This is a genomic window from Microcystis aeruginosa NIES-4325, from assembly GCF_008974145.1.
Classification (GTDB): domain Bacteria; phylum Cyanobacteriota; class Cyanobacteriia; order Cyanobacteriales; family Microcystaceae; genus Microcystis; species Microcystis aeruginosa_G.
In genome coordinates, this window is record NZ_BJKP01000001.1 from 91,267 (window position 1) to 118,075 (window position 26,809).

Below are 26,809 nucleotides of genomic sequence, written 5' to 3' on the forward strand. Positions count from 1 at the left end.
CCCAACACCCCAAAACTCTAACACCCAATACCCTAAGCGGGGAAGAGATTGAACCAATTAACCAAAACTTCGGCGATATTCTAGTAAAATAAACCCTAGGCCAGAGTTTCCGGACAGTATCCTAAACCCTTAGTAAATTGTTGCCGAAAAGCCTCTATATCTTGCTGATCTGGGGTACCATGGGACACAATCGCCACTTGGTAACGACGCATGACATCAATGGGGGATTGTCCCGTTTCCAAACTCCAAAAAACCATCTGGAGACGCATTTCCGGTTGATAGGGAATCCCTAACTCATTCATGTAGGCGCGAAAATCACCGTGTTGGCAAGGGGTGAGCATTTGATTAAACTTGACCTTGACCACCCAACCGTTAATTTGATGAATAACCGTCATGACGGAGGAGGGGAGATGAGTCATCGATCGCAGGTATTCGGTGACTCGTAGCGTTAGACTAGCGTTAGCAAGAAAATAGAGATAGTCCATAGTGGCCGCTGGGATGTTGGCTAATAGTCACGATTAGTGTTATATCTCTAGTCTGACGATAAACCGTTCCAGATACCAAGGGGAGAAATCCCCGATTTAGTGAAGTTCGCCTGGGTAGAATTACCCAACTTTTGCGAAGATTTTTATGATGACAATGACGATGATCCCTGACCAATTACTCTCCAGCTACGATTATCACCTTCCCCCAGAGTTAATTGCCCAAAATCCTGCCGAACCCCGGGATAGCTCCCGTCTTTTGGTGGTAGATTCTCCCAATAGTCATAATTTAGCTATTTTTCGGGATTTACCCACTTGGTTAGAGTCGGGGGATTTGCTGGTTTTCAACGATACCCGCGTGATTCCAGCCCGTTTATTTGGACGTAAAGTTACGGGCGCCCCCGTGGAAATATTACTATTAGAAGAACAAGATGACCATCGTTGGTTATCTCTAGTGAAACCGGGAAAACGCTTTAAAGTCGGTTCAGAAGTCCTTTTTTATCCGAAAACAGGGCGAACGGAAGACCAAGCAAAATTATGGTTAGCGAAAGTAATCGATCGAGATCTGAACACCAGTGGTCGTCTGCTGGAATTTCAACGTCATCCCGGGCGCGGTTTTTGGGATATGTTGGAGGAGTACGGTCATATTCCTTTTCCCCCCTACGTCACCGAATCAGAGGCGGAAGAAGACCGTTATCAAACAGTTTACGGTGATAAACAGGGTTCTGTGGCCGCTCCCACGGCTGGATTACATTTTACTCCCGAATTATTCCATAAGCTCGCCCAGAAGGGCATAGATACCGCCTATATCACCCTTCATGTGGGAGTGGGAACCTTTCGTCCCGTGGAAGTGGAAAATATTACAGAACACCTAATGCACCAGGAATTTTTGCAGATTTCCGCCGAAACTGCCGAAAAAATCGCCCAAACAAAGGCTAGAGGTGGCCGGGTTATCGCCGTGGGAACCACGGTAGCTCGTGCCTTGGAAGGGGCAATTAAAGAAACTAAGAGCGAGAAATTAACCGCTTTTCAGGGAAAAACCAATTTATTTGTCTATCCGGGTTATCAATGGCGGGTTATCGACGGCATGATCACTAATTTTCACCTACCCAAGTCCAGTTTGATGATGTTAGTCAGTGCCTTAATCGGACGGGAAAGACTACTGGCATTGTATCAGGAAGCTATCCAAGAGCGTTTCCGTTTCTATTCCTTCGGTGACGCTATGTTAATCCTACCTAGCGCTCGCAGCAGTAATCAGTAATCAGGAGTCAGGAGGCGGTCGGCAAGAGGCAAGAGGCAAAAAGGCAAAAGGCAGGAGAGGACGCAGGAGATTATTTTTATTTATTCTCCCCACTTCCCCACTTCCCCCCGCAACGGCTCGACTGAGCTTCGCCGAACGTCCGAACGTCGCGCACGAAGTGGTCTCCCCACTTCCCAACTAAAAAAGGGAAAGAGCTATGCTCCTCCCTTTTTTTACAGTTTATTCAAGTTGATTGTAGATGCACAGCAATCGAGGCTGAAATTACATTAAGCCTAATTGAGCAAGGATGCCTTTGTGGGTTAAGTATTCCGTAGCTACGCCAATAACGAAACCGAGCATGGCTAAACGACCATTCCAGTTTTCTGCGAAAGCGGTGAAACCGAGTTTGTTTTCTTGCTTATCCATGGTGAATTGCCTTCCTATAAGAAAATTGCGTTTAAGTCAAGTGCTTGATATTTAATGTAACATAACTTCCCGGGCTATGCAACATTTGTTTACATAAATTTTATTAATGTTGACCATAGACTTTTATGGGGGCAAGGTCAAGGGTGGGCAATGGCGGCCGAAAATCAAGCCCGATCCTAGTTCTAGGGCTAAATAACGGTTTTCCCATACCTGACCGAAAAAGATTACAATCAAGCGAAAGGTCAAGAATCGATCGCCGTCGAGCGAGGAGTGAATATGCGCGCCTTACTGATTTATCCCGTTTTTCCGCCGACTTTCTGGTCCTATAACAAAATTCTGGAATTAGTCGATCGCAAAGTCTTACTTCCTCCCCTGGGTATGGTGACGGTGGCGGCGATTTTACCGCAGGAATGGGAATTTAAACTGGTTGATCGCAATATTCGGGCGGTGACAGAAGCAGAATGGGACTGGGCTGAAATAGTGATTCTTTCCGGCATGATTGTCCAACGTCAAGATTTAATCGAGCAGATTCACGAAGCCAAGCAACGGGGTAAACTGGTGGCCGTGGGAGGTCCCTATCCCACTTCTATCCCCCACGAAGTTGCCGAGGCTGATTTTCTGATTCTCGATGAGGGAGAAATCACTATCCCGATGTTTGTGGAAGCATTGGCAAGAGGAGAAACTAAAGGTGTTTTCCGCACCACAGAAAAACCCGATGTGACAATTACCCCAGTTCCACGCTACGATCTGCTCGATTTTGAAGCTTATGATTCCATGTCGGTGCAGTTTTCGCGCGGATGTCCCTTCCAGTGCGAATTTTGCGATATTATCGTTCTCTACGGTCGTAAACCCCGCACCAAAACCCCCGCACAATTATTAAAAGAATTAGATTATCTCTACGAGTTAGGTTGGCGCCGGGGCGTGTTCATGGTAGACGATAATTTTATCGGTAACAAGCGCAACGTTAAATTACTCCTCAAAGAATTAAAGGTTTGGCAAGAAGAACACCAGTATCCTTTCCGGTTTAACACGGAAGCATCGGTAGATTTAGCCGCCGATCCCGAATTAATGGAAATGATGGTCGATTGTTACTTTGATGCCGTCTTTTTAGGCATTGAAACCCCCGACGAAGAAAGTTTACAATTAACCAAAAAATTCCAAAATACCCGTAGTTCCTTAACCGAGACTGTAGAAAAGATTATTAAAGCCGGATTGCGCCCTATGGCGGGATTTATCATCGGTTTTGATGGCGAGAAAAAAGGAGCAGCCGAGCGCATCATTAATTTTGTCGAAGAAGCGGCCATTCCCACGGCTCTATTTGGAATGTTACAAGCTTTACCCAATACCGCCCTATGGACTCGCTTGGAAAAAGAAGGACGACTACGATTAACGGGGAAACAGGACATTAACCAAAGTACCCTGATGAATTTCGTTCCCACCCGGCCGATCGAAGATATTGCCACAGAATATATTGAAGCCTTCTGGACATTGTACGATCCGGAGGTATTTCTCGATCGCACCTATCGCTGTTTCCTGAAATTAGGCGCACCTAAAGCTAAACCAGCCTTTAAACTGCCTCGCCGGGCCGATCTCTATGCCCTAGCGGTAATTATCTGGCGACAGGGCTTTAAACGTTCCACTCGCTGGAAATTCTGGCAGAATTTATTCGGTATTTTGCGCCATAATCCCGCCAATGCCGAACACTATATCACTGTCTGCGCCCACAACGAGCATTTCCTGGAATACCGTCAGATTGTCCGGGATGAAATTACGGCACAATTAGCCGAATTCCAACGCCAAGAGGCATTAATAGCGGAAAAAACAGCTATAGCGGCCTAATCATTCCGAGGATGGGTAAATAAACCCATCCTTAATATTTTCTGTCCTGATGGTGGACGATCAATAAATCAATAATATTCCTATTTTCTGGTTAAAAATTCTCTCAATCTCTGCCAAAGCAATTCAGTATAAATTCTTAATTTTCTAGATATAATTACATTTTTTCCCTAAAATGTTAGCTTGAATACTGAATAAATCGTCAAATCTTGACAAAGCCAGTATTTTTAGCTCCTTAACCCTATAAATCAAGGGAAAGTCAATGATTACTCGTCAAGAACTTAAGAAACTACAATCCCTAACTCAAATACCCGCCCTTTCCATTCTCTTACCCACCCATCGCACCTCACCGGATAACAAACAAGACCCTATTCTCGTTAAAAATTTGGTCGATGAAGCAAAGTGCCGATTATCGGAAGAATTCTCTAAACGTGAAATCGAACCTTTGTTTGATCGCCTCGATAGTCTAGTGGCTGAAATAGATTATCCTTATACTCTAGATGGATTAGCTCTCTACATTGGTCCGGATATGGCCAAGCTTTATAACCTGCCTTTTTCTGTCCAGGCAAGAGTTATCATCGATAAAACCTTTGCTACACGGGATTTAGTTTATGGATTACATCGAGAACAACCCTATTGGCTGTTACTATTAAGTCAGGGTTCTACTCGTTTAATCTCAGGTACAGGAGAAACTCTCGAAGAAATTCGCGATCAGAATTTTCCCCTAGAAATGACTGGACCGGGGGCCACCGCACCACTGCCTTTTGATGCCGATACCAGTTACCTAGATGATAGAATCCGGCGATTTTTCCAACAGGTAGATAATGCTCTGGGTGAATACGTTGATGATTCTTCCCCTTTGATTGTGGGTGGAGTGGTTCGTCAAATTTCCTTCTTTCAAGAAGTTTCACAGTACACATCAGCAATTGTTGGCACTTTAACTGGCAATTTTGACAAAACCTCACTGTCAGAATTAATGCCACAGGTATTGCCGATTATGCAGTCAGTGCGTCAGACTCAAAAAACTGAAGCTCTGCAAGCTTTAGATGCGGCAGTCAGCGCTCAAAAAGTTATCTCTACCCTGGGAGAAGTGTGGCGTTTAGCGCAGGAAGGTCGAGGAAAATTATTATTAGTAGAGAAAAACTATCATGTACCCGCAGTTTTAGGTGAAAACGGTGATTTAGTGCTGGTGGAAAACGTCGGTGGTACGGAGGTAATCGATGATGCAGTGGATGAAATTATCGAAGCGGTATTGGCCAAGGGAGGACGTGTAGCTTTAGTCGAGGAGGATTCCTTGAACGATTACCAAAAAATCGCCTTGATTTTACGTTATTAGACCTAATGCGCTATTTCACAAGCACCAATACTAACCCATTGACTAGAACCATCAGACCAGTATTCTTTTTTCCAGATCGGGGCATTATGCTTGAGAGTATCAATAGCATAACGACAGGCTGCGAAAGCTTCCCCCCGATGGGGACAACCCACCGCTACTAAGACGCTGATTTCACCGATTTTGAGCTTACCGGTGCGATGGTGAATCACAACTCGATTGGTATCGGGCCAGGTTTGCCGAATTTGCCGAGCAATTTGCCGGAAAACCTCGATCGCCATGGGTTCGTAGGCCTGATAATCAAGATAAATAACCGGTTTACCGTCGGTTTGATCCCGTACAGTACCACTCATTAGTACAATAGCCCCATTAGCCCCATCGTCGGCTAATTGATATACTTCCTGCAAAGATAAAGGAGCAAAACTGATGCGAAAATTATCTAGCGTCATGGATGCTTTTTTCAGTGATCAGTAAATAGTAATCAGTGAAGTGAAAAGACAGCACTGTTAAGGCCATTTAATACTCCTCTTTGTGTGATAATCAGTGCTTATTATTTGTAGGAGTTTTGCTAGGCAAGGTTTTGAAGACTATATTTCTAGAAAATTATCCCTATTCTTCTCCCTTCCACACAGAAACGAGAAGATCCTCAAATCTGATAACTGATAACTGATAACTGATTCAAGGCTGACAGCTATATTAATCCACAGTGCGGCGAATTTGCAGACAACACCATTCTTGACGTTTCCACAGGGCAGCCATTGTCCAGCCCTGGGGTTCTAAAATATCTGTAACTGCTTGTGCTTGAGTGGCAAGGATGCCGCTTAAAATTCCCCAGGTATTCGGTTTTGCCAGACGGGTGATTTCGGGCATTAAAGCGATAATTGTCTCGGCTAAAATATTACAAACGATGCCATCGACACCATCGGGAATTAATTCTAATAACTCCTCGACACTACCCTGATTAATAGCTAAATTTTCGGGGTTAATCTGGTTGAGATGGCGATTACTGTGCGTCGCATTCACCGCCAGCGGATCTATATCAACAGCATAAACTTTTTTGACCCCTAATAAAATCGCCCCGATCGCCAGTATGCCGGAACCACAACCGATATCGGCGATAATTTTATTCTCTGGATTGCTACTTAAACGCATTTCTAGGGATTCTAGACATAATTGGGTGGTGGGGTGCGTTCCTGTGCCGAAAGCGGAACCGGGGTCGATTTTAATCACCAATCTCTCGTTATTTTCCGGGGGATTTAACCAAGCAGGACAGATCAAAAAGCGATCGCCGATCTCACTGATCTGCCAATGTTGTTTCCAACTACTGGCCCAGTCTTCCTCGTCCATTAACTGCCAATGGCTGACAGGTTCAGAAAAACCTAAAATCAAAGCATCCTGCTTTAACCAGAGGCTTAGTGCCGCTAAATCGAGGAATTGTGCTTTAATTTCTGGTATATAGGCCTTAATCTCTAAAGAGGATTGTTTTTGAGCAGTAGCCGTTCCCGAACAGCCAAAATTTTCCAGTCTCCAGAAAACCGTTTCTTCGAGACTAGGTTCGCACAAAACCGTAATTTCCCACCAACTATTAGACATATATTTAGTTATCCGTGATCAGTGATTGGTTATCAGATTTGAGTTTTCTGTGAATAGTATGACAGCGTTTCTTATAAAGATGAAGTGTAACCTAATTTGGTATCATTCCCAGACGACCAGCCACTCTTCCCTGTCCCAGTATTCCCTGTTCCCCAAAACTAAAACTTCCTACCTCACCACAAAGATAATTACTGTAGCAAGTTCGGAGTTTTCTTGTCACTGATTACTGTTTACCGATAACTGATCACTGATTTAATCTAGAGTTTTACCGTGTAGGCATCGCGGATACCGGGGACTTTAGTAATTTCCGAGAGAAGGCCTTCTGGTAGAGGATCATCGAGACTCAGGGCCATAACCGCATCACCGCGAATAATTTTGCGTCCTACCTGCATACTGGCGATATTGACGTTAAAACTGCCTAAAAGTGCGCCAATTTTGCCGATAATACCGGGCATATCCTGGTGAAGGGTGAATAACATATGATTACTCGGTGGCACGTTAATTGGGAACTCATCGAGGTCAGTAATGCGGATTTCTCCGTTACTTAACAGCGCCCCGGTGACGGAATGGGTCCCCATGGAACCATTAGCTTCCAAATGAATCGATCCCGAATAGTCCCGGGTGGAAGCATCCCGGGTTTCGATTACTCGGATACCGCGTTCCTTAGCTTCGATCGCCGCATTAACATAGTTTACCCGTTCCCGGAGGGCTTGGGAAAGTAAACCCTTAATGGCCGCCACCACCAGAGGTTGACTGTCTTTAGTGGCCAATTCTCCCTGTAAACGGACGTTTAACGAGTCACAGCGACCTCCTGCCAACTGGCTAACGAGATTACCCATAGTTTCCGCTAATTGCAGATAAGGGCGCAGTTTTTCCATAACATCGGGAGTTAGTCCGGGTATATTAACGGCCGAACGCGCCGGCAAACCGAGGAGGACATCGCGAATTTGTTCGGCCACATCAATAGCCACATTAACCTGTGCTTCCGTAGTCGATGCGCCTAGGTGGGGAGTGAGGATGACGTTAGATAATTCTCTTAATCTAGATTCGCCTAAGGGTTCCTGTTCAAATACATCCAAGGCTGCCCCAGCGATCCTACCGGATTCCAGGGCTTCAATTAAAGCTAACTCATCGATAATGCCGCCGCGGGAACAGTTAATGATGCGGACCGTGGGTTTCATCTTAGCGAGGGTTTCCCGACCGATGAGGTGCTGGGTTTCGGCAGTTTTCGGGACGTGGAGGGTGATAAAATCGGACTCGGCAAAGAGTAATTCCAGATCCACCAGGGTGCAACCGAGTTGATCGGCGCGTTCTTTGGAAATAAAGGGATCGTAGGCGAGAATTTTCATGCCCAGGGATCTGGCAACGGCGGCGACGTGGGAGCCAATTTTACCTAAACCGACGACTCCTAGGTTTTTTTTATAAACTTCTGTGCCGATAAAGCGATTTCTTTCCCATTTATTCGCTTTTACCGACTGATTGGCATCGGGAATATGACGGGAGAGGGATAACATCATGGCCAAGGCGTGTTCGGCAGCGGCGATCGTGTTACCTTCGGGAGAGTTAACGACAATAATACCCTGACGAGTGGCCGCCGGAACATCGATATTATCGACTCCTACCCCCGCGCGGCCGATGATTTGCAGTTTGCTGCCCGCTTCGACGATTTCTTTGGTGACGCGGGTACTGGAACGGAGCATCAGCGCGTCGTATTCGGGGATAATTTGAATGATTTCCTCGGCGGATAGTCCTGTTTTCACGTCCACTTGGGCAACCTGTGACAGAATTTCTACTCCTACCGGATCGATCGAATCGGATACCAGAACTTTGGCCATAATCTTTATAACGTGCTTTTTTCAGTCTACGGGCAAATGCTAGACCAATATTGGTATCTAGCCGCAATAGCCCATTTTAGAAGCAAAGGGTGCAGTCTATGGCAAAATTAGCGAAAAGATTTTAGGTTGTCATTCTTAATTGTCGTCCATGGTGTCGATGTCAGCCTCTTGCCGTTGTCGCTGAGATATTGCCAATTTAATCACGGTGGCGATCGAGTTTTCTGCTTCTTTTTCTAAAGCCTTTTCTAGGGCTGCCATTGCTTCTGTTTGACAATTTCTATGATGTTTAAACAGTAGAGAAAAAGCCAAAAACCTCCGTTATAGTTAACGGAGGCTGGTTAATTAATTAACAATTTTTGGCTACAATTTCGCCCCACATTCAGGACAGAATTTATTATTCCAACTGTTAACCGCGCCACAACTGGGACAATTGAGCATTTCACAACTTCGGGTGACAATTTTCGGTAAACCAATCATACGGGCATTACTTTGACCGGGGGCAACCATGGGATAACAATTTTCGTCTCTAGTAACGATCGCATTGACCAAAACCGGACCATCATGGGCTAACATTTCGGCAATTTTTGCGGCTAATTCCTCTCGATGGCGAATAGTAATCCCTTTCATGCCGTAAGCTTGGGCTAACAGTTCTAAATCCGGCATTCCCACTTCCATATTGGAATTAGAATAACGTTCCCCATAGAAAGCTTCTTGCCATTGACGTACCATACCCTGCCAACCATTATTAATAACAATCGTCTTGGCATGAATATTAAATTGCGTCAGGGTGCCTAATTCCTGTAGATTCATTTGGAAACTGGCATCACCACTAATACAGATGACCTCCTCATCGGCCATGGCCACCTTAGCCCCCATCGCAGCCGGTAAACCGAAGCCCATCGTCCCCAATCCCGCGCTAGAAATCCAACGTCGGGGACCATTTTTGAGGAATTGGGCCGCCCACATCTGATGCTGGCCCACATCGGTGGTATAGTAGGCGTGGGGTGCTTGACGACCCACCTCAACGATCACTTCTTGGGGGGAAAGTCTGCCTTCCGGTCGAGGTACTTGCAGGGGATAATCTTGCTGCCAGCGCTCGATCTGGGCTAACCAGGCTTGGGTGCGATCGGGATTAGTGGGATAATCAAATTCTCTGGCTTTGTGGAGTATTTGTTCTAAAACTACCCGCACATCCCCGACAATCGGCACATCAGGGGCGCGATTTTTGCCCACTTCGGCGGGGTCGATATCCACATGGATTACCTTAGCTTTCGAGGCGAATTCGTCCAATTTCCCCGTTACTCGGTCATCAAAACGAGCGCCGACGGCAATTAATAAATCACACTCGGTCACGGCAAAATTAGCGTAGGCAGTGCCGTGCATTCCTAGCATTCCCACCGAGAGGGGATGATGTTCATCAAAAGCACCGATCCCCATTAAGGTGGTGGTGACGGGTAACTGAAAACGCTCGGCAAACTCGGCAATTTGGGCGTGGGCATTAGCTGCGATCGCACCCCCGCCAACGTACAGTAAAGGTTTTTCGGCGGTTTCCAAGAGGTGTAAAGCGGCCTCAATTTGACGGCGATTGCCCTTAACCGTGGGACGATAGCCGGTTAGTTTCACATCTCCCGGTTCGACGGGGATATAATCGCATACTTCTAAACCGACATCTTTGGGAATATCGACTAAAACCGGCCCCGGTCGTCCTGTACTGGCGATATGGAAGGCCTCAGCGATGATTCTTGCTACTTCGCTGGCATTTCTAGCCACATAGGAATGTTTAACAATCGGGAGAGTAATACCATAGATATCGGTTTCTTGGAAAGCATCGGAACCGATGGCCGCCCGGCTGACCTGACCGGTGATAATTACCATCGGGATGGAGTCCATGTGTGCGTTAGCGATGCCTGTCACCAAATTGGTCGCCCCGGGGCCGGAAGTACCGAAACAGACCCCTACTTTGCCGGTGGCCCTAGCGTAGGCATCGGCGGCATGGGCGGCCGCTTGTTCGTGGCGCACTAAGATATGTTGTAATTCTCCCCGTTCTTCAAAGCGGTAGAGTTCGTCATAGATGGGCAGGATCGCACCTCCGGGATAACCGAAGATGTGCTTAACACCATGACGTTTGAGACTGTCCATCAAGGCATAAGCCCCAGAACAACGCTGGGGAACCGTTGTTAAAGAGTCATTGGGCTTGGGAAGTGATGAAACCACAGGGCAAACCGTCCAATTTCTAACTAGAGGGATAATTGCAATTCTGTTGCCTAGGATGCAACTTGAAAAATAGCAAAATTGATAACCTTATACTTTTAGTGTATTCCATCTCACCTTTTTGGCTGCAGTTTTTTTTCTTTTTGCATCTTATCCATGCAATATCTGGGGAAGTGGGAAGTGGGGTGATGGGGGATAAGATGATAAATATTGGTGATTTCACCTGATCTTGACTGAGCCTGGGAGTTTTATGAATAGTCTTTTGATTGCGGCTACGGATACCGATGCGGGTAAAACCGTTGTCACCACTGCTTTAGTGGCTTATTGGCAAAAATACTATCCATCCAAAGCCCTGGGGTTGATGAAATTAATGCAAACGGGTCAAGGCGATCGAGAATGGTATGAGGGTTTATTTCAGGGTCAATTAGAAATGATCACACCGCTGCAATATCAAGCACCCTTAGCGCCTCCTGTGGCTGCTGATTTGGAAGGTCGAGATATTCCTTTAGGGACAGTGTGGCAAGCTCTGCTGAACCTACAAAAAAGCCAAGATTTGGTTTTAATTGAGGGTTTGGGGGGTTTAGGTTGTCCTGTCACCCACGAGCTAACTTTGGCGGATTTAGCGGCTCAATGGCGGTTAAAAACCCTTTTGGTGGTGCCGGTGAAATTGGGGGCGATTTCCCAAACGGTGGCTAATATTGCCCTAGCAGAGCAAAAAAAGGTCAATTTGGGCGGAATTATCCTTAATTGTCTCGAACCGCGCACGGAGACGGAAATAGAGCAGTTAACACCGATCGATTTAATTCAATCCTTGACTAATTGTCCAGTTTTAGGTGTTTTTCCCTTTATCGAAGATCGTCGGGATTTGGATAAATTGGCCTCGGTGGTAGCTAGTTGGCCAGAAATTAAGCTGTCAAGCATTGAAATTGCTTGTTGAGACGAGGCAAAAGGCACAAGGCAAAAGGCAAAGCTGATTCCCAGCATCTTTCAATTTGACAACAACCATTGTAGGGCTAATTCATGAATTAGCCCTACAGGACATCGGGGGGGTAAGAGAATAAATTAGGGTAAGTCCAGATATTCTTGTTCTGTTAGGGCAAATTCTGGATCAATGATTTTTACTTCATTATAGGTGAGTTGATAGAGTTTGTAAACTAAGTGATCAATCTGCTTTTCTAATTCGCTTGTGTTAGCGTTAGGATCGTCTTTTTTAGCGGCGAGAATTTTGTCAACAATGTCAATAATTATATTTTTTTGATGTAAATCTGTAGCTATAATAGGTAGCTTTCTAATATTAATTGGTTTAACTTCGGCAAAAGTTCTATTTTCTTCTTGAGTTAACTGTTTATAAATATAATCAATTAACTTTGAATTTAAAATGCCAACAAGAAATTTGTAATCAAAATCTATTTTATATTCTTCTTTAATCTTCAATATGATTACATTATTCATAGCGTAGTATGAATCAGTATCAATAGTCGCAATTACACGATCCGCAGTCTGTCTAATAATAATTTTATCTTCTTCAAAAAGTTCTTTGTATCGCGCCCAATGCAAACACCACCAAGGTAAAATTCCTTTTTTTGTTTCCCGTTTACTTTCCAATTTATCCTTGTATTTTTCCAAATATGACAAGCAATTTGGATAGTCATTGATATTGACTGATTTTGTAGTATATATGACTTTAAAATCACTTTCATATGTGACGTATTTATTGAAATTGCTTCCTACTAATACATTTTTTAATATAGATGGTTCTATTCCAAGCTCATTTGCTTCAGAAGAATGAATTCTGAATATTTTATCACCAGTAGGTTGAATACCGTTTGCAACCTCAAGAGCAATTTCATCAATTAATTTTATACTGCTAGAATTTCTATCGTTAATAGAGGCTAACAATCTATTAACTCCAAAAACTGAAGATGGAGTGTCTAATACATCAATTTTTGAGTATTTAGAAAATTCAGTTTGTTGAAATAGAATATTAGATTTTTTAAATGATCTTAAATCTGCATATTCAATAAAATAATTAGGATTGACTTCTTTCTTAAATAAAAGAATTGTAGTAGGAACCTCTGCATCATCAAAAACATTATCGCCTAAGTTTATTACTAAATCAATTGAAGATAAAGCAAGAAGGTTTCTTCGCGATTTTTCATACTCATTCTGAAACAAAAAATTATTTGGTATAATTAAACAGTTACATGAATTTTCTTTTGCGATTAGCAAAGTTTTTCCGATAAAGTAATTAAAAGTATCTGTCCATCTAGTGTGACAATCTGAATATTCAAGTTTCATAAACTCTTTTTCGATATCGCATAAGATAGCCCCATAAGGAGGATTACCAATTACTATATCAAACCCAACAAAATCACCATCATCATTCAACACTTCGGGAAACTCAAACCGCCATTCTAAAGCATTATTATACAGCCTACCGCTTTCAATATCTGCGATTTCAGCAGTTAGCTTATCAATCTCATTATTTAACTTAGTTACTTTTTTCTCCCGCGCTTTTTGCTCCGTCTTAGTCTCCTCAAACAATAAACCCTGATTTTCCAGATTATAAAGTTCCCCTTGTAATTGACGTAACTTCACCTTCTTAGGATCACCAATTAATAAATTAGCACTAAAACCAGCCTTAATCTTAGCAATCAGCGTTTCCATCTGCCGCTTTTGTTCCTTATTTTCCGCATTGCGATAAGTCTGTACCGCATTGCGATATTCCTCAATACTAAACTTCTGCTTCTGTAAAACCTGTTTAACATCCACATCCAAAGCAAAGCGACTAATCAAAGAATTACCACACTTGATATTAATATCAATATTTGGCAAAGTTTCTAAATTGCCATCCTCGCGATAATAAGCATTTTTTAAAAGCTCAATCCATAACCGCAAGCGACAAATCGTCACGGAATTAGGGTTAATATCCACCCCAAATAAACACCCTTCAATAATCGTCTGTTTCTCATGAAATAAGGCTTGCTGTACCCGTTGCTTTTCTTTATTATTCGGATGATAAGCAAATAAATTCCCCTCATCATCATAAACCAGTAACTTATCGTTTCGCACCTCTACCCGATAATCTTTTAGCGACTTACCCGAAGTATCTAATAAAACCCGTAACTCACTCTTAATCGCGATTATCTCATTCAAAGCTGAAACTAAAAAATGTCCTGAACCCACCGCCGGATCGCAAATCTTCAGGCTATTAATAATAACATTTGCCTCTCTTTTATCCTCAATTCGTTCATATAAATCATCTAAAGTTTGACAATTCCAGCCTTTTACTTCATTAAACTTCTGCACGATCGCTCTTCGTATCGTTTCCCGACACATATACATGGTAATAAAACTCGGCGTATAAAAAGAACCATCCTTATAACCATTAATCTTTTCAAAAATTAACCCCAACACCGAAGCATTAATTAACTTTTCGCTATCTTCTTGAGGATTTTCTAACTCATCTCGATCGAATTTATAAGCATCCAAAAACTCAAACAAATAAGCCAACGCATTTAACTCGCCTACTCGCTTATTACCCTGATTATCTTTTAGCACCGTACCTGCAAAAATGGGTAAAGTTCGCTCCCGCAAATTGCCAATAAAAATCGTTTGCTGTTCCGTCTCCGTTGGTTCAAATAACGAACTATTTAAATAAGGTACATGAGCAAAAGTCGTTTTAACCTTAGCCTCGCGCTTATTTGTCTCCCTGGCTAACACATCAAAAAACAAACTATCGAGATCATCATAACTGGGAACTTTCGCCAAATTGAGAAAGGCAAAATCTCGATCGCCTTGATGATATTTAATTAATTGCGCTTCCAATAGTTTGAGAAATAAAACCCGATTAATCCAATTAATTGATAACCGCAACGCCACATTATACAGCCGTTCCTCATCCGTAGTTCCAAACTCTTCAGGGTTTTTTAATTGTGCAATTTTATCTAAACTATCCAACCGACTAATCGCATTTTCAATCAGGGAACCATCACAGCGATCGCCTTCTTTCATTTGTCCGATTAACTTCTTCCCTTTATCCTTAATTTCCGTCAAACCGATAATATACAAAAGCTCATTATAAAAAGGCTTATTTAAAGTATTACTGTCATTAACAAAAGGTAACTTAAGTAAATGTTCTGGCGAAAGAATCTTGTAAATATCAAGCAAATCTAAATTTTCCAGATCTCGCAGATCAAAATGAGTAAACTTAATTTGCTCAATAACTTTAGTGATTGCTGGTTCGGCAATTTGTTGATAGAAAAAATCCGTTTTCGTACTACTCAGTCTCCCAGCTTCAAAATCGCAAAACTGGTTAACTAGAGCCTTATTAGCAAAAAACAACTCCTCAAAAATCTTCGCATCGAAAATAAACCACTCATAAATATTTGTTACGATCAAGTGTTTAATCTCAAGATTTTTATCCGTCACCCTTTCGCGGAGAAAATATAAAACTAACTGCTGAAAAGCCTTAGTATTGAGATTATCCAGTCTTGGCATTTCTGCATTTATTGTCCGAGTAGGTTTCTTCGTCTCAAAAATCACCCCCACTGGACTTTTAACATCCTGGTTATTATGAATCACCAGATCAATGCGCTCTTTTGTATTGATAAAATAGCGATCAGTATAATAGGTATTTTTTAAAAAATCTATCAGCAAATTTTTATTAAACTCTTCCGACTTTTTGCTGTCACATTGCTCCAACAAGCGCGTCAAATTAGCTTGAAAAACCTGAATTGTTTCAGTATCAGGCTTAATTTTCAAGTACACCCGATTTAAGGCTTGTTTGAGTTCTCGCTTATTGACGATCATAAAAGTTTACCTCTAGGGAAACTACCGACTAATTTTATTATAGCATTGCCAAATGATCGGTTAAAATAGAAGAACAAAAGTTGCAATCGATGTCAATCCGTCAAAGTAAGGAATTTCTAACAGCAATGGGGAAAGAATCCCCCGTCACAGCCTAACTTGACGGGGGGAGTATGTCACTGTTGTAATGCTTTTAAGAAGCGTCCCATAGTGGCAAATAAACCGGACTTTTTGGCTTTATTAGCAGGATTAGAACTATCATTAGGATTATTACTAGAAGCTTTCAGAATTAGATTTTCTAAAGCTTCGCCCATGGGTTTAGTGGACTGTTCGGAAATTAACTCGTAACCGTCTTCTTTTTCGAGCCAAACTTGCCACATGGAAGGATAGGAACGATACACGATCGCTGATTCCAAGGGACGAAAATAATAACAACTTTCTAGGGTACTTAAAAATCTTTCTCGCAATTGTCGGGCTGCGTAACCGATACCCACCACCGATACATCTTCTAATTGAGGAATTAGAAGAACTACGGGACGATCTTCGGCCAGGTAACAGAGTTTTTCTACGGAATTAATCTCCACCGAGGAGGGACAAACAACTAAAAAAGCTTTATCTTCGGGCTTAATTTTGTTTTCGATGGGAATAAAACGACTACCTAAATCTCCCAGTTGAAAAACTGTTTCTCCCCAATCCCGTCGAGCTAACATGGCGGCCCCGGTATCGGGAAAAATTACCCTTAAACCAGAACCATAACTGTCAAAAATAGATGTAAAATCAAGGGCTAAAGCTTGCGCTTGCAGGGCAATTTCTGGGATAACTAATTCCACTTGTATGCGTCTAGCTCCCGATTCTAGAGCCAGTTGGGTGGCGGCTTTCGCTTGCAGGATCGTTTCTTCTAGGGAATTGGGCAGGATCATTTCAGTTATCAGTGAGCAGTGAGCAGTTAAGTAAGTGGTTTTAATTAAATTGAAGATAAATCCCCCCTCGATCCCCCCTTAATCCCCCCTTGATAAGGGGGGCATCTGAAAGTTTTTAATGCCTACCTACTTAAGTTTAGATGAAGTGTGAGGAGATTTGGGATCATCCCCAGCATTAAGATAAATCCTATAAGATATTTTTAGTTTTTAAGAAGAAATTCGGTAATCGGGGAAAAGGTGAGGAGAGAAAGCTTAGGAAAGCTGATAGGAGCCGTGACGTTGGGCATAATAATCGAGAATTGCCGTGACCAGAGCGCGATCGCTTTCCTGAAAAGCCTCCGTATAGTTAATTTCTAAACTACCGATCTGACTTTGATGATAATCGAATTGTTGAAACTGCTGGGGAGTGAGATGGGTTTCCACACCCTGAACCTGTTCTAAATGGCTGGCTAACTCCCGATAGATAGCCAAGGACATTCGCGGATAAATAATGGTTTGTTTTTGTTGAATAGCAATCGATCGCACGGGTTTTATTCTCCTGACTCGGAAATATTATAGCTGATCGAGGCTTGCGGTGCGGCGGGTTCAGGTACACCATCCCCTAAACGACGGGTAACAGTTTGACCGTATTGTTCTAAGACAATAGAGGGGTTATCAGCATTAGTATCGATCGCTTTAACTAAAACTAAACCATTAGAGAGGGTGGAACCGGGGGTAACTCGACGTTCCGTGGCTTCTCCAGGTGCTTTCACGATCGCCATAGGACTGGTAGGTAACTGGACGATGCCCAATACTTGCACGGCTGCCGCTTCCGTTGGTTGCGGTGGCGGTGGCGGTGCTTTAACTATCGGTGGTCTGGGAGTGGGACGATTGCCCATTCGTGTGGGTGCGGCTGCGGGACGATTGCCTCCTGCTGCCGGTGCGCCAGTGGTCGCTGAAGTCCCGGCTGGGGGTTTTTCTTCCTCTGTAATCGTAATATTGGGCTGCAGAGGAAAAATAGCGAAGGGATCGCTGCGACCGTGGTTAATTTCTGCCCGTTTTTGGTCGGGATCGGTGGCGGGAATTAATCCAGTTACCCTTGGGGGGGCTGGTTCGGTGGCTGGTTGCACAGCATCGCTAAAGGCAGGAGGTTGGGCAGCCGGGGGACTAGGGGAGGGGGTGGGGGTTTCTTGGGTAATCGGTGGAGATTGATTAGCTTGGTCAGAAGCTGGACATCCCACCAACAATAGAGCGACACTCCCCACCGATAGGATTAGCGGCAATTTTTTCATACGGAAAGGAAGGCAAAATAGCCCGGTCGGATAACTTTAGATACTAACATAACATTTGTTTCCCAGAAATCTAGGCTGACTATAGAGGGAAAGTTCCTGACTTTCCCCCGCTAGTCCAGTTTTAATACTGACCACCGGATTTGCGATGACCGATGGCGGTGACACCGTTACTATCCAAAACTTGACCCCGCTCGACGGTAGCATAGACTAACCAGCGATCGCCGCAGAGTTGTCGCTCTTTCACCGTACACTCTAGATAGCCGAGACTTTCGCTTAAAATCAGACAGCCATTTTCCCCGACTTGGGTTTCTAATTCCGTAAAGACATCGCCGCCAGATTTGATGCAATTGGAAAAATGGCGGCGTAAATTGCGCCCTTCCTTGAGAATATTCAAGGTAAAGGTAGTTCCTGAGTTGATGAGGCGATCGGCGGCTTGTTCGTCAGCAACGGCGATAATTAGCCCTGGAGGGTTAAAACTGGCTTGGGATACCCAAGAGGTCAAGAAACCAGCATGATCCTCGCCCTGGCGAGTGGTGAGAACAGAGAGGGAACCGACGATCCGGCCAACGGCCTGGGCAGTGCGATCGATTTGTGTTTCGGTCATTCCCTGTTGGGGAACCCGCAATTTTTTGGTTTTTTTCAAGGTGCGGGCAAAGGTTTCTCCGGCTAAATAACCGGCTTGTAAACTGCTTTCTGTGGGGCTAAAACGCACGCGCAAGGATTCAAAACCGAGGCGATAATTGGCATCTTTGAGTTTAGTTTCAATTAAATCTACAGCTTCCCCACTCCAACCGTAGGAACCAAAAACCCCAGCTAATTTAGTTTTTGCTGCCGTGGAAAGAACGATTCCTAAAGCGGTTTGAATCTGGGTAGGCGCATGACCGGCTAAGGTGGGAGAACCGATAATAAATCCGTCACAATTTTCGAGCGCTTGACTAATTTCGGCGGGGGTGGCAAACTCACAATTGATTGATTCTACGGCCAGATCATTTTCTAATAATCCCCGTTCGATCGATCGGGCCAGGGTGGCAGTATTTCCGTAGGCAGAAGCATATAATAGAGCCACTTGTAGAGGTCGAGTTTTTTGTTCTTGACACCAATAGCGATAATCGTAGGTAAGACGACTAAGACTATAGCGAATTATCGGACCGTGGGCGGGTGCATAATATTGGGCGGGAAATTCTTTGATTTTGTCGAGGGCTGTTTCTACTGGTTTTGATTGCACAGCATGGAGACAATCAAAATAATAACGACGATCTGCGTCTAATTCTTTCCAATTTTTATCCCAAATATCGTCACTGCACAGATGCACACTAAAGAATTTATCGCTGTATAAAATTTGGTTTTTTTGGTCAAAAGTGCAGATACCATCAGGCCAGCGGGGGGTAGGGACATTAATAAAACTGAGTTGATGACCTTGCCCTAAATCAAGGATTTCATCGGTTCGTATACCCAAAATTTGGGCATCAGGCAAGGCATTTTTCAGGGTGTTGACGGCAGATTTAGAACAGAGGATGGTGATTTGATGGGTTTCGGCTAATAATGCCTTTAAAGTGACGATACGGTTAGGATTAACGTGACTGAGAATCAGATAATCGAGACGATGTAAGGGGACATATTGACGAATTTCTTCTAAATAAATTTCGGTGAAAGATTCTCCGGGAGGATCGATTAAGGCAGTTTTATCGCCACAGATAAGATAGGAATTGGCGGTGGTTCCCCGTTGACGACCATATTCTATTTCAAATTTTAATCTGTCCCAAGTACGGGAGCGAAAAACAAAAGTTTGATCGGCAATTTCTGCGGTTTGAACATCGCGATAGCGATTATTAATAGCAGGATTGGGAATTAAGGTAGTATTGGTCATAGTTGTTAATTTGGGTGTTAGTTGTACTGATAACTGATAACTGACAACTGATCACTGATAACTGATTAAGTTTTGCTGTTTATTTCAGTTAATTCTTTAACTAAATGTTGACGATAACGTTCCGAAACTTTTTGTTCGGGATCGATACCTTCAAAGGTGGGAGGAAGCCAAACTCTCAACACCATTAATGTGCCGAGAACTATTAGAAAAGCACAGGCGGCTAATACTTGTGTCCAATTAGTTTCTAGGACTCCTCTGACAATTAATTCTCGCAAAACCGAAACGATAGAAACTTCCACGGCAACACCGATAGAAACTCGTTTTTCTTGCAAATAAATAATTAACAATCGGAACAATTCTACTAGAATTAAGAGGAATAAAATATCGGCGGTAACAATCCGAAATTGAATCGGTGGCAGCAGCGACATAAACATTTCTCTGACTTCTAACACCATGAAGCTAAATAAACCGATACATAGAGAAATGACAATTAAATCTTGAATCATTTCTAAGACTTGCACTACTCGCACCATCATTGGGGAAGGTTTTTTAATTGGTTCGTACATTTTATTGCTCCTAAGATTGATAGAATTTGGTGTTAGGAAAGTGGGGAAGTAGGGTGATGGGAAGAATAAATAAAAATAATCTCCTGCATCCTGATAACTGATAACTGATAACTGATAACTGTTAATAATGATTGCCAACTTTGCGATGATGGACAGCAGTTAAGACATCTAAACGGGCAACTCGTCCGCTATTAACGGTACAATAAACTACCCAATGATCGCCGCAATCTAAACGACTGGTGACTTGACATTCTATGTAAGCTAAGGCATCGGCTAAAATTGGTGATCCATTCTTAGCAGTATAGGTTTTAATGCCTTCAAAACGATTGGATCCGGGAGAGAAACGCTTGAGAAAATGTTTCATTAGTTTCTGGTAATTATCCTCAGCCAAAACATTTAAAACAAAGGTATCGCTAGGCTGTAAAAAGGACACCATTGCCCGATCTTTGGCCACTGCAATCGCCACACCCAAAGGATTTAAACTTGCTTGTGTCACCCAAGAGGCAACCATGGCACTAGATAAATCGGCTTTTTGAGAAGTAATTAGGTACAAACCAGTGCTAATACGTCCCAGAGCTTTTTCTAAGTCGTTGTTAATCGATTTAATTTGTTTAATCGTTTTTTCTCGGCTTAACCATTGGCCGAGGTCGGTTCCTGCTTCATCGGCAATTAAATCGAGGGATTGATGGGAATTGTCTTTAACTAAAAGAGGAGGAAAAGCTTCGATCGCCCCGATTTCCTGTAATTTATTTCTTAAGGGAAAAATTGGTTCATCTTCCCCACCTCCTGACTCAAATAATCCTACCGCTTGTTTGCCATTAATTGAAGCAAGAATCGTGCTTAAAATCGTCTGGTTAATCGGGTAAGATTGGGGAGGCATTCCGATGACAACTCCCTTAGATTGATTGATTAATTCTCTGACTTCGTGGGGATCAGCATTATTCATATCGACTAATTCTGTCACCACATCATTTTTGGTCAAACCCTGACTAATCATAGTAGCTAAATGTTCGCTTTGTCCGTAATCTTGGGTAAAGAATATAGTGACTAAAGTATCGGCAGAAGTTTGTTCTTGACTCCAAATTTGATAGCGTCCCACCCAATCAGAAATATGGTGTTTTAATAGGGGACCATGACCGGTGGCAATGAGATTAATCTCAAATTTATCGATTCTTTTAATCGCCCCTAAAACTGAACGAGCATTCGGTCGCATCAGACAGTCATAATAGGTTTGAAAATCGGCTTCTAGCAGGTCTTTTTCTCGATCGTAGGTTTGATCATCACAAAAGTGCATTCCGAAAGCATCACAGGTAAAAAGGGTGGCAGTTTTAGCATCAAAAGTGAAGATAGTATCAGGCCAATGAAGATTAGGGGCTGAAACAAATTCTAAGACATGGCCATTACCTAAATCTAAAGTATCACCACTTTTAACTATTAACTGTTTAAAGGGTCTGTGTACCATGTTTTCGAGGAATTGCATGGCAACTTTTGCCCCAACCACGGTAACTTCTGGGACTAATTCCAAAACTTCTTTGACTAAACCACTATGGTCGGGTTCGGTGTGACTGATAATTAAATAATCAAGATGATTGATGTTGATTAGTTTAGTTAATTCGTCCAGATAAAGGCGATCGAATTTGCGGTGAGATGTATCAATGAGAGCGGTTTTTTCCCCTTGAATAACAAAAGAGTTATAAGTGGTACCGTTTTCTAAACCAAATTCGATATCAAAGCGATCGCGATCCCAATCCAAACAGCGCAAGGTAAAAGTATTTTCGGCGATTTCTTGGATTTGTGTGGTTAAACGGCTGGTTTTAGCGGGTTTTGGGGTGATTAAAGCAACCATAATTTCTATCTCCCACAGAATTTGATTGGGAACTGCATTTGCTTAATTCCTATGGTGACTTGCTTTCAGCGATTTGTAAAATACCAATTACTCAAGCAAATGATTATCTAAATTTATATAGTCTTTTATCTATGGTTGCGGATATTAATTTGAGTGCCGGCCCTGCCGAATCAAGATATGAATACTAATTGTCCATCCTATCCACCGGTTAGCTTAGTACTCGGTTTCATGTACTGTATTTTTGCGTATTTGTCAAGTTTTTTACATAATTCTTAATATTTATCCCGTTTTTGCTCTCTCGCTCTTCCGGGGTGTTTTGTTTTCGATGTCAGTCTATGGGTGAACCTGTAACCCTTGAGGATATTTAACGTAAGTTGCTAGTTATATCGTTCAAGTTCCAAAAGAGAGTAAAATTCCCTCCAAGAACACTGATCGGGAGGGAAAAATCGAAAATATAATCGTTGCTTTCTATTGTATAGTCGATGATTTACTCGAAAAAATCGGACATCGAGAAGATTGCCGTAGAATCATGACCGATGCCGAAGTAATCACCACCGCATTAGTTGCCGCTCGCTTTTTTGGCGGAAATCATCTTCAAGCGTCCCGATATTTGAAGGAGACAGGACTAATCCCGCGAATGCTAGAGAAATACCGTTTCAATCGACGCTTACACGCTTTATCCGCATTTATTTACGAATTGCAACACCAAATCGGTCAGATATGGCGCGAGGTCACTAATCAAACCGAATATCTGCTGGATTCTTTCCCCATTCCTGTCTGCGATAATATTCGGATTTCTCGTTGTCGCCTTCTGAGGGGACGGGAATACCGGGGTTACATCGCCTCGAAAAAACGATATTTTTATGGGATCAAGCTCCATTTAATCGCTACCTCCGATGGGGTTCCCGTCGAGTGGATTTTGCTGCCTGGATCGGCTAATGACGTGAGGATCTCACGACTTTACCAGTCAATTTACCCCCGATAGGGAGCTTTACGTCGATAAAGGCTATATGGACTACAATAGCGAGGATATTCTGCTCGAAATCTCTCAAATTCATTTAATGGCGCAGCGGAAGCAGAATTCTACCCGTGCCGATAGTGCCTGTCTAGCTTGGGTTAAGAAGACTAAAAGACAAATTACCCGACGTTTTCCCAAGTCCATTCATGCAGTGACTTTTCAAGGCTTTCTTCTCAAAGTATCTTATTTTATTTGGTCTTACTCCCTTGAACACGCATTTTTGTAACTAGCAACTTACGTTACTACACATCGAAATGTGGCAATCTCAAATGCAAATAGATAAAATTGCCTTGTTTTACCATAAGCCTCGCTCCAATATATCCTATCAACCTCATACCTGACAATTATTACCTGTGGATAAAAAATGGCTAAAAGACTTACAGCAAAAAAGGTGGTTAGGAGCCACTTTGCCTACTTTTACCATGGATTGGAGTCAGTTATTTTCTGCCTTGATCGAGCAATATTTGTTTATTTGTCTGTATCGTGCTTTGGCTGAATCTTTGGCTAGTGAAAATGCCAGCCGACTGGCATCGATGCAAGCATCTGAGAAAAATATAGAAGAGCAATTAGGACAACTTCACGCTCAATTCCAACAGGAACGGCAAACTGCTATCACCGAAGAAATGTTGGAAATCGTCTCTGGTTTTGAGGCACTAATTAGGGCTGGCTGAAAAAGTTTTTCGTGGGGGCAGGCTTCCCTATCCTGATATGTAGCCTATACTCAACGGATTTAGGATTAGATTTATTCAGCCAACCATCTGTAAAACCTGTTAGCTAGATTCACAAGAACTTTTGGGGCAAAATTTTGTTTATGTTGGCTGAATTGGCGGGAATATATCCCCTGTCTGGTTTTAATCTGAACTGAGGTGAACCACAGCTAATTCTAATGTTTGCCCTTCCCTTTCTAGCTCCTTTTTGCTAAAACTTAACACCTCATCCAGACAATCAATTACCACCGTATCCCCTTCCATAAAAGCTTGTTCGAGAATTTTTGTGGCTAAAGGATTCTCTAACTCCCGTTGGATAGCGCGTTTTAAAGGTCGCGCCCCGTAGGTGGGATCGTAACCAACAGTAACGATATGATCTTCTGCGGCGGTAGTTAATTCCAGATTGATTTTTTGTTCTCCTAATAATCTTTCCAGACGCTGTAATTGCAGACGAACAATGTAACGCAATTCTTCTTTTTTCAGGGTATGGAAAATAATTAAATCGTCAATACGATTCAAAAATTCGGGACGGAAATGACTCCGCAAAGCTGTTAAAACCCGTTTCCGCATCTCCTCATAATCGGCATCTTCGGAAACATTTAAAATATGGTCACTGCCAATATTACTGGTCATGACGATAATCGTATTCCGAAAATCCACCACTCGTCCCTGAGAGTCGGTAATGCGCCCATCGTCAAGCACTTGTAATAAAATGTTAAAAACATCCCGATGGGCTTTTTCCACTTCATCCAATAAAACCACAGAATAGGGACGACGACGCACCGCTTCCGATAGTTGTCCCCCTTCCTCGTAACCCACATAACCCGGAGGCGCGCCGATTAACCGCGAAACCGCGTGTTTTTCCATGTATTCCGACATATCGATGCGAACCATAGCTTCCTCGGAGTCGAACAGTAACCCCGCCAAGGCCCGCGCTAACTCGGTTTTACCCACTCCTGTGGGTCCCATAAATAGGAATGAACCAATCGGACGCGAAGGATCTTTCATTCCCGCGCGTGCGCGTCGAATCGCCGCCGCTACTGCCGTGACCGCTTCATTTTGTCCGACAACTTTTTTCTGTAAATGAGACTCTAATTCTAATAATTTTTGTCGTTCCGATTCCATTAAACGATTGACCGGAATTCCCGTCCACCTGGCGACTATTTCAGCAATATCAGCATCAGTTACCTGTTGTCTTAACAGGGTCGAACCTGCCGCTTGAATCGTTTCTAGTTCTTTTTCTTTTACTTCTAATTCTCGTTGTAAAATTTCTAGTTTGCCATACTTTAATTGGGCTGCTTTATTGAGATCATAAGCCCGTTCCGCCTGTTCCACCTGTAGGCGCAATTGTTCTTCTTCCTCTCGCAATAATTTAATTTCCTCGGCGATATGTTTTTCCGTTTGCCATTGGTCAGCGAGCGGCTTTTGTTTACTTTCTAATTCCTCAATTTCTTCGATAATTCTTTCTAAACGCTCTTGAAAAGCTCGATCTTTTTTTTCCTCTTTTTCTAAGGAGAATTTTTCCATCTGTAACTGCATTAAGCGACGATCTATCATTTCCAAATCGGCGGGTTTAGTGGTACTTTCTACCTCTAATTTTGCCGCCGCTTCATCGACTAAATCGATCGCTTTATCGGGTAAAAAGCGATCGCTAATATAACGATGGGATAGGGTAGCTGCTGCCACTAGGGCCGAATCGGTAATTGTCACCCCATGATGCACTTCATAACGTTCTTTTAAACCCCGGAGAATCGAGATAGTATCCTCCACGGAAGGTTCCTTAATATAAACCTGTTGAAAACGTCTTTCTAAAGCGGGGTCTTTTTCAATATGATTGCGATATTCATCCAAAGTTGTCGCCCCAATACAGCGCAATTCTCCCCGGGCTAACATAGGTTTTAATAGGTTGCCCGCATCCATCGATCCCCCTTCCCTAGAACCCGCACCGACAACGGTATGTAGTTCATCGATAAAGAGAATAATTCGCCCTTCTGATTGGGTCACTTCTTTCATGACTGACCGCAATCTTTCCTCGAATTCGCCTCGATATTTTGCCCCAGCGATTAAACTTCCCATATCGAGGGAAATTAACTGACGATTTTTCAAAGATTCGGGAACATCTCCGTTAATAATCCTTTGGGCTAATCCTTCAGCAATAGCGGTTTTTCCTACTCCCGGTTCACCGATTAAAACCGGGTTATTTTTCGACCGTCGCGAGAGGACTTGTACCACCCGTCGAATTTCTTCATCACGACCGATAACCGGGTCTAATTTGCCTTCTTTGGCCGCTGCTGTTAAATCCCGTCCATATTTATCTAAAGCTTCGTATTTTTCCTCTTGATTGGGTTCAGTAACCTTTTGAGTACCGCGAATCGCTTTGATGGCTAATTCTAAATCTTGGGGGTCAAGATTGAAAGTGCGTAAACATTTCCGGCCAACCCTTTCATCTTCGGCAAAACCGACGAGAAGATGTTCGACGGAGATAAATTTATCTTGCCAACTTTCCCGGGATGCTTCCGCGCGATCGAGGAGCAGATCAAGACCACGACCTAGGTATAATTGATCGACGATGGCCACTTTCGGCTGTCGGTTGGTGAAGACTTCTAGCTGCTGTTGCAGTCGGGGAATTTCTATATTAGCTTTTTGTAAAATCCGGGTGGCTAGACCGTTATTCTGCTCTAGGAGGGCAATAATAACGTGTTCCACCTCTAAGGTCTGATTTTTGAAGCGTCGCGCAATTTCTTGCGATTTAACGATCGAATCCCAAGCTTGTTCGGTAAATTTATTCGAGTCTGTGGGTTGCATTCTGCACCAATGAGGAAAGCCAGTGTCAGAGGTATAGTATAGCA

The 26,809-nt window shown here is 43.1% G+C and carries 22 protein-coding genes; 7 read left to right on the forward strand and 15 right to left on the reverse strand.

Going from position 1 to position 26,809, the window contains the following annotated elements; all coding sequences use genetic code 11:
* Nucleotides 1–95 precede the first annotated feature (95 nt).
* Entirely contained in the window at nucleotides 96–485 is a 390-nt protein-coding gene (locus MiAbW_RS00430; protein WP_002733765.1) for a hypothetical protein, read from the reverse strand.
* A gap of 160 nt (nucleotides 486–645) precedes the next feature.
* Between MiAbW_RS00430 and queA the strand changes: the two genes are divergently transcribed.
* Nucleotides 646–1,743: a tRNA preQ1(34) S-adenosylmethionine ribosyltransferase-isomerase QueA gene (gene queA, locus MiAbW_RS00435; RefSeq protein WP_151694574.1), complete on the forward strand. Its 1,098-nt coding sequence runs from the start codon at nucleotides 646–648 to the stop codon at nucleotides 1,741–1,743.
* Nucleotides 1,744–2,004: 261 nt separating this feature from the next.
* Here the strand turns inward: queA and MiAbW_RS00440 are convergent, their stop codons facing one another.
* Nucleotides 2,005–2,148, reverse strand: a complete 144-nt coding sequence (locus MiAbW_RS00440) for a high light inducible protein (protein ID WP_002734821.1) — start codon at nucleotides 2,146–2,148, stop codon at nucleotides 2,005–2,007.
* 276 nt (nucleotides 2,149–2,424) lie between these two features.
* Here MiAbW_RS00440 and MiAbW_RS00445 point away from each other — a divergent pair, with 276 nt between their 5' ends.
* Both MiAbW_RS00445 and MiAbW_RS00450 read left to right on the forward strand, forming a co-directional pair.
* Nucleotides 2,425–3,987, forward strand: coding sequence for a B12-binding domain-containing radical SAM protein (locus MiAbW_RS00445; protein WP_002782705.1), 1,563 nt, complete (start codon nucleotides 2,425–2,427; stop codon nucleotides 3,985–3,987).
* 259 nt (nucleotides 3,988–4,246) lie between these two features.
* Nucleotides 4,247–5,320: an AOC03_06830 family ribosome hibernation factor gene (locus MiAbW_RS00450; RefSeq protein ID WP_151694451.1), complete on the forward strand. Its 1,074-nt coding sequence runs from the start codon at nucleotides 4,247–4,249 to the stop codon at nucleotides 5,318–5,320.
* Between the two features lie 2 nt (nucleotides 5,321–5,322).
* On the opposite strand, the gene MiAbW_RS00455 is transcribed toward MiAbW_RS00450, so the two are convergent.
* The 5 genes from MiAbW_RS00455 to ilvB all read right to left on the reverse strand — a co-directional run bounded on the left by MiAbW_RS00455 (nucleotide 5,323) and on the right by ilvB (nucleotide 10,959).
* A complete protein-coding gene (locus MiAbW_RS00455; RefSeq protein WP_151694452.1) occupies nucleotides 5,323–5,766 on the reverse strand; it encodes a molybdenum cofactor biosynthesis protein MoaE in 444 nt (147 codons plus the stop codon).
* 247 nt (nucleotides 5,767–6,013) lie between these two features.
* Nucleotides 6,014–6,910, reverse strand: coding sequence for a 50S ribosomal protein L11 methyltransferase (prmA, locus tag MiAbW_RS00460; protein WP_151694453.1), 897 nt, complete (start codon nucleotides 6,908–6,910; stop codon nucleotides 6,014–6,016).
* A 257-nt stretch (nucleotides 6,911–7,167) separates the two neighbouring features.
* Nucleotides 7,168–8,745 (reverse strand): phosphoglycerate dehydrogenase, encoded by a 1,578-nt coding sequence (gene serA, locus MiAbW_RS00465; protein ID WP_151694454.1) that lies wholly within the window; start codon nucleotides 8,743–8,745, stop codon nucleotides 7,168–7,170.
* Between the two features lie 135 nt (nucleotides 8,746–8,880).
* Nucleotides 8,881–9,054, reverse strand: coding sequence for a hypothetical protein (locus tag MiAbW_RS00470; RefSeq protein WP_181014226.1), 174 nt, complete (start codon nucleotides 9,052–9,054; stop codon nucleotides 8,881–8,883).
* Nucleotides 9,055–9,105: 51 nt separating this feature from the next.
* Nucleotides 9,106–10,959: a biosynthetic-type acetolactate synthase large subunit gene (gene ilvB, locus MiAbW_RS00475; RefSeq protein WP_151694455.1), complete on the reverse strand. Its 1,854-nt coding sequence runs from the start codon at nucleotides 10,957–10,959 to the stop codon at nucleotides 9,106–9,108.
* 247 nt (nucleotides 10,960–11,206) lie between these two features.
* On the opposite strand from ilvB, the gene bioD reads away from it, so the two are divergent.
* On the forward strand, nucleotides 11,207–11,893 hold the full coding sequence (bioD, locus tag MiAbW_RS00480; RefSeq protein ID WP_151694456.1) for a dethiobiotin synthase: 687 nt from the start codon (nucleotides 11,207–11,209) through the stop codon (nucleotides 11,891–11,893).
* A gap of 125 nt (nucleotides 11,894–12,018) precedes the next feature.
* Here bioD and MiAbW_RS00485 read toward each other — a convergent pair whose 3' ends face one another.
* From MiAbW_RS00485 to MiAbW_RS00515, 7 genes are all read right to left on the reverse strand, one after another.
* Nucleotides 12,019–15,768, reverse strand: coding sequence for a type IIG restriction enzyme/methyltransferase (locus MiAbW_RS00485; RefSeq protein WP_151694457.1), 3,750 nt, complete (start codon nucleotides 15,766–15,768; stop codon nucleotides 12,019–12,021).
* Nucleotides 15,769–15,941: 173 nt separating this feature from the next.
* On the reverse strand, nucleotides 15,942–16,685 hold the full coding sequence (locus MiAbW_RS00490; protein ID WP_151694458.1) for a DUF1995 family protein: 744 nt from the start codon (nucleotides 16,683–16,685) through the stop codon (nucleotides 15,942–15,944).
* Nucleotides 16,686–16,937: 252 nt separating this feature from the next.
* A complete protein-coding gene (locus MiAbW_RS00495) occupies nucleotides 16,938–17,210 on the reverse strand; it encodes a hypothetical protein (protein ID WP_151694459.1) in 273 nt (90 codons plus the stop codon).
* A gap of 5 nt (nucleotides 17,211–17,215) precedes the next feature.
* Entirely contained in the window at nucleotides 17,216–17,956 is a 741-nt protein-coding gene (locus MiAbW_RS00500; RefSeq protein ID WP_151694460.1) for a hypothetical protein, read from the reverse strand.
* Nucleotides 17,957–18,077: 121 nt separating this feature from the next.
* Nucleotides 18,078–19,823: a diflavin flavoprotein gene (locus MiAbW_RS00505; protein ID WP_151694461.1), complete on the reverse strand. Its 1,746-nt coding sequence runs from the start codon at nucleotides 19,821–19,823 to the stop codon at nucleotides 18,078–18,080.
* A gap of 65 nt (nucleotides 19,824–19,888) precedes the next feature.
* Complete coding sequence (locus tag MiAbW_RS00510) at nucleotides 19,889–20,389, reverse strand: phosphate-starvation-inducible PsiE family protein (RefSeq protein ID WP_151694462.1); 501 nt, start codon at nucleotides 20,387–20,389, stop codon at nucleotides 19,889–19,891.
* A gap of 121 nt (nucleotides 20,390–20,510) precedes the next feature.
* Entirely contained in the window at nucleotides 20,511–22,235 is a 1,725-nt protein-coding gene (locus tag MiAbW_RS00515; protein ID WP_151694463.1) for a diflavin flavoprotein, read from the reverse strand.
* Between the two features lie 529 nt (nucleotides 22,236–22,764).
* On the opposite strand from MiAbW_RS00515, the gene MiAbW_RS19750 reads away from it, so the two are divergent.
* From MiAbW_RS19750 to MiAbW_RS00525, 3 genes are all read left to right on the forward strand, one after another.
* Nucleotides 22,765–23,220 (forward strand): transposase, encoded by a 456-nt coding sequence (locus MiAbW_RS19750; RefSeq protein WP_202981340.1) that lies wholly within the window; start codon nucleotides 22,765–22,767, stop codon nucleotides 23,218–23,220.
* 25 nt (nucleotides 23,221–23,245) lie between these two features.
* Complete coding sequence (locus MiAbW_RS19755) at nucleotides 23,246–23,479, forward strand: hypothetical protein (protein WP_202981341.1); 234 nt, start codon at nucleotides 23,246–23,248, stop codon at nucleotides 23,477–23,479.
* Between the two features lie 127 nt (nucleotides 23,480–23,606).
* Nucleotides 23,607–23,924, forward strand: a complete 318-nt coding sequence (locus tag MiAbW_RS00525) for a F0F1 ATP synthase subunit gamma (protein ID WP_238707161.1) — start codon at nucleotides 23,607–23,609, stop codon at nucleotides 23,922–23,924.
* A gap of 180 nt (nucleotides 23,925–24,104) precedes the next feature.
* On the opposite strand, the gene clpB is transcribed toward MiAbW_RS00525, so the two are convergent.
* Nucleotides 24,105–26,765, reverse strand: a complete 2,661-nt coding sequence (gene clpB, locus MiAbW_RS00530; RefSeq protein ID WP_151694464.1) for an ATP-dependent chaperone ClpB — start codon at nucleotides 26,763–26,765, stop codon at nucleotides 24,105–24,107.
* Nucleotides 26,766–26,809 lie beyond the last annotated feature (44 nt).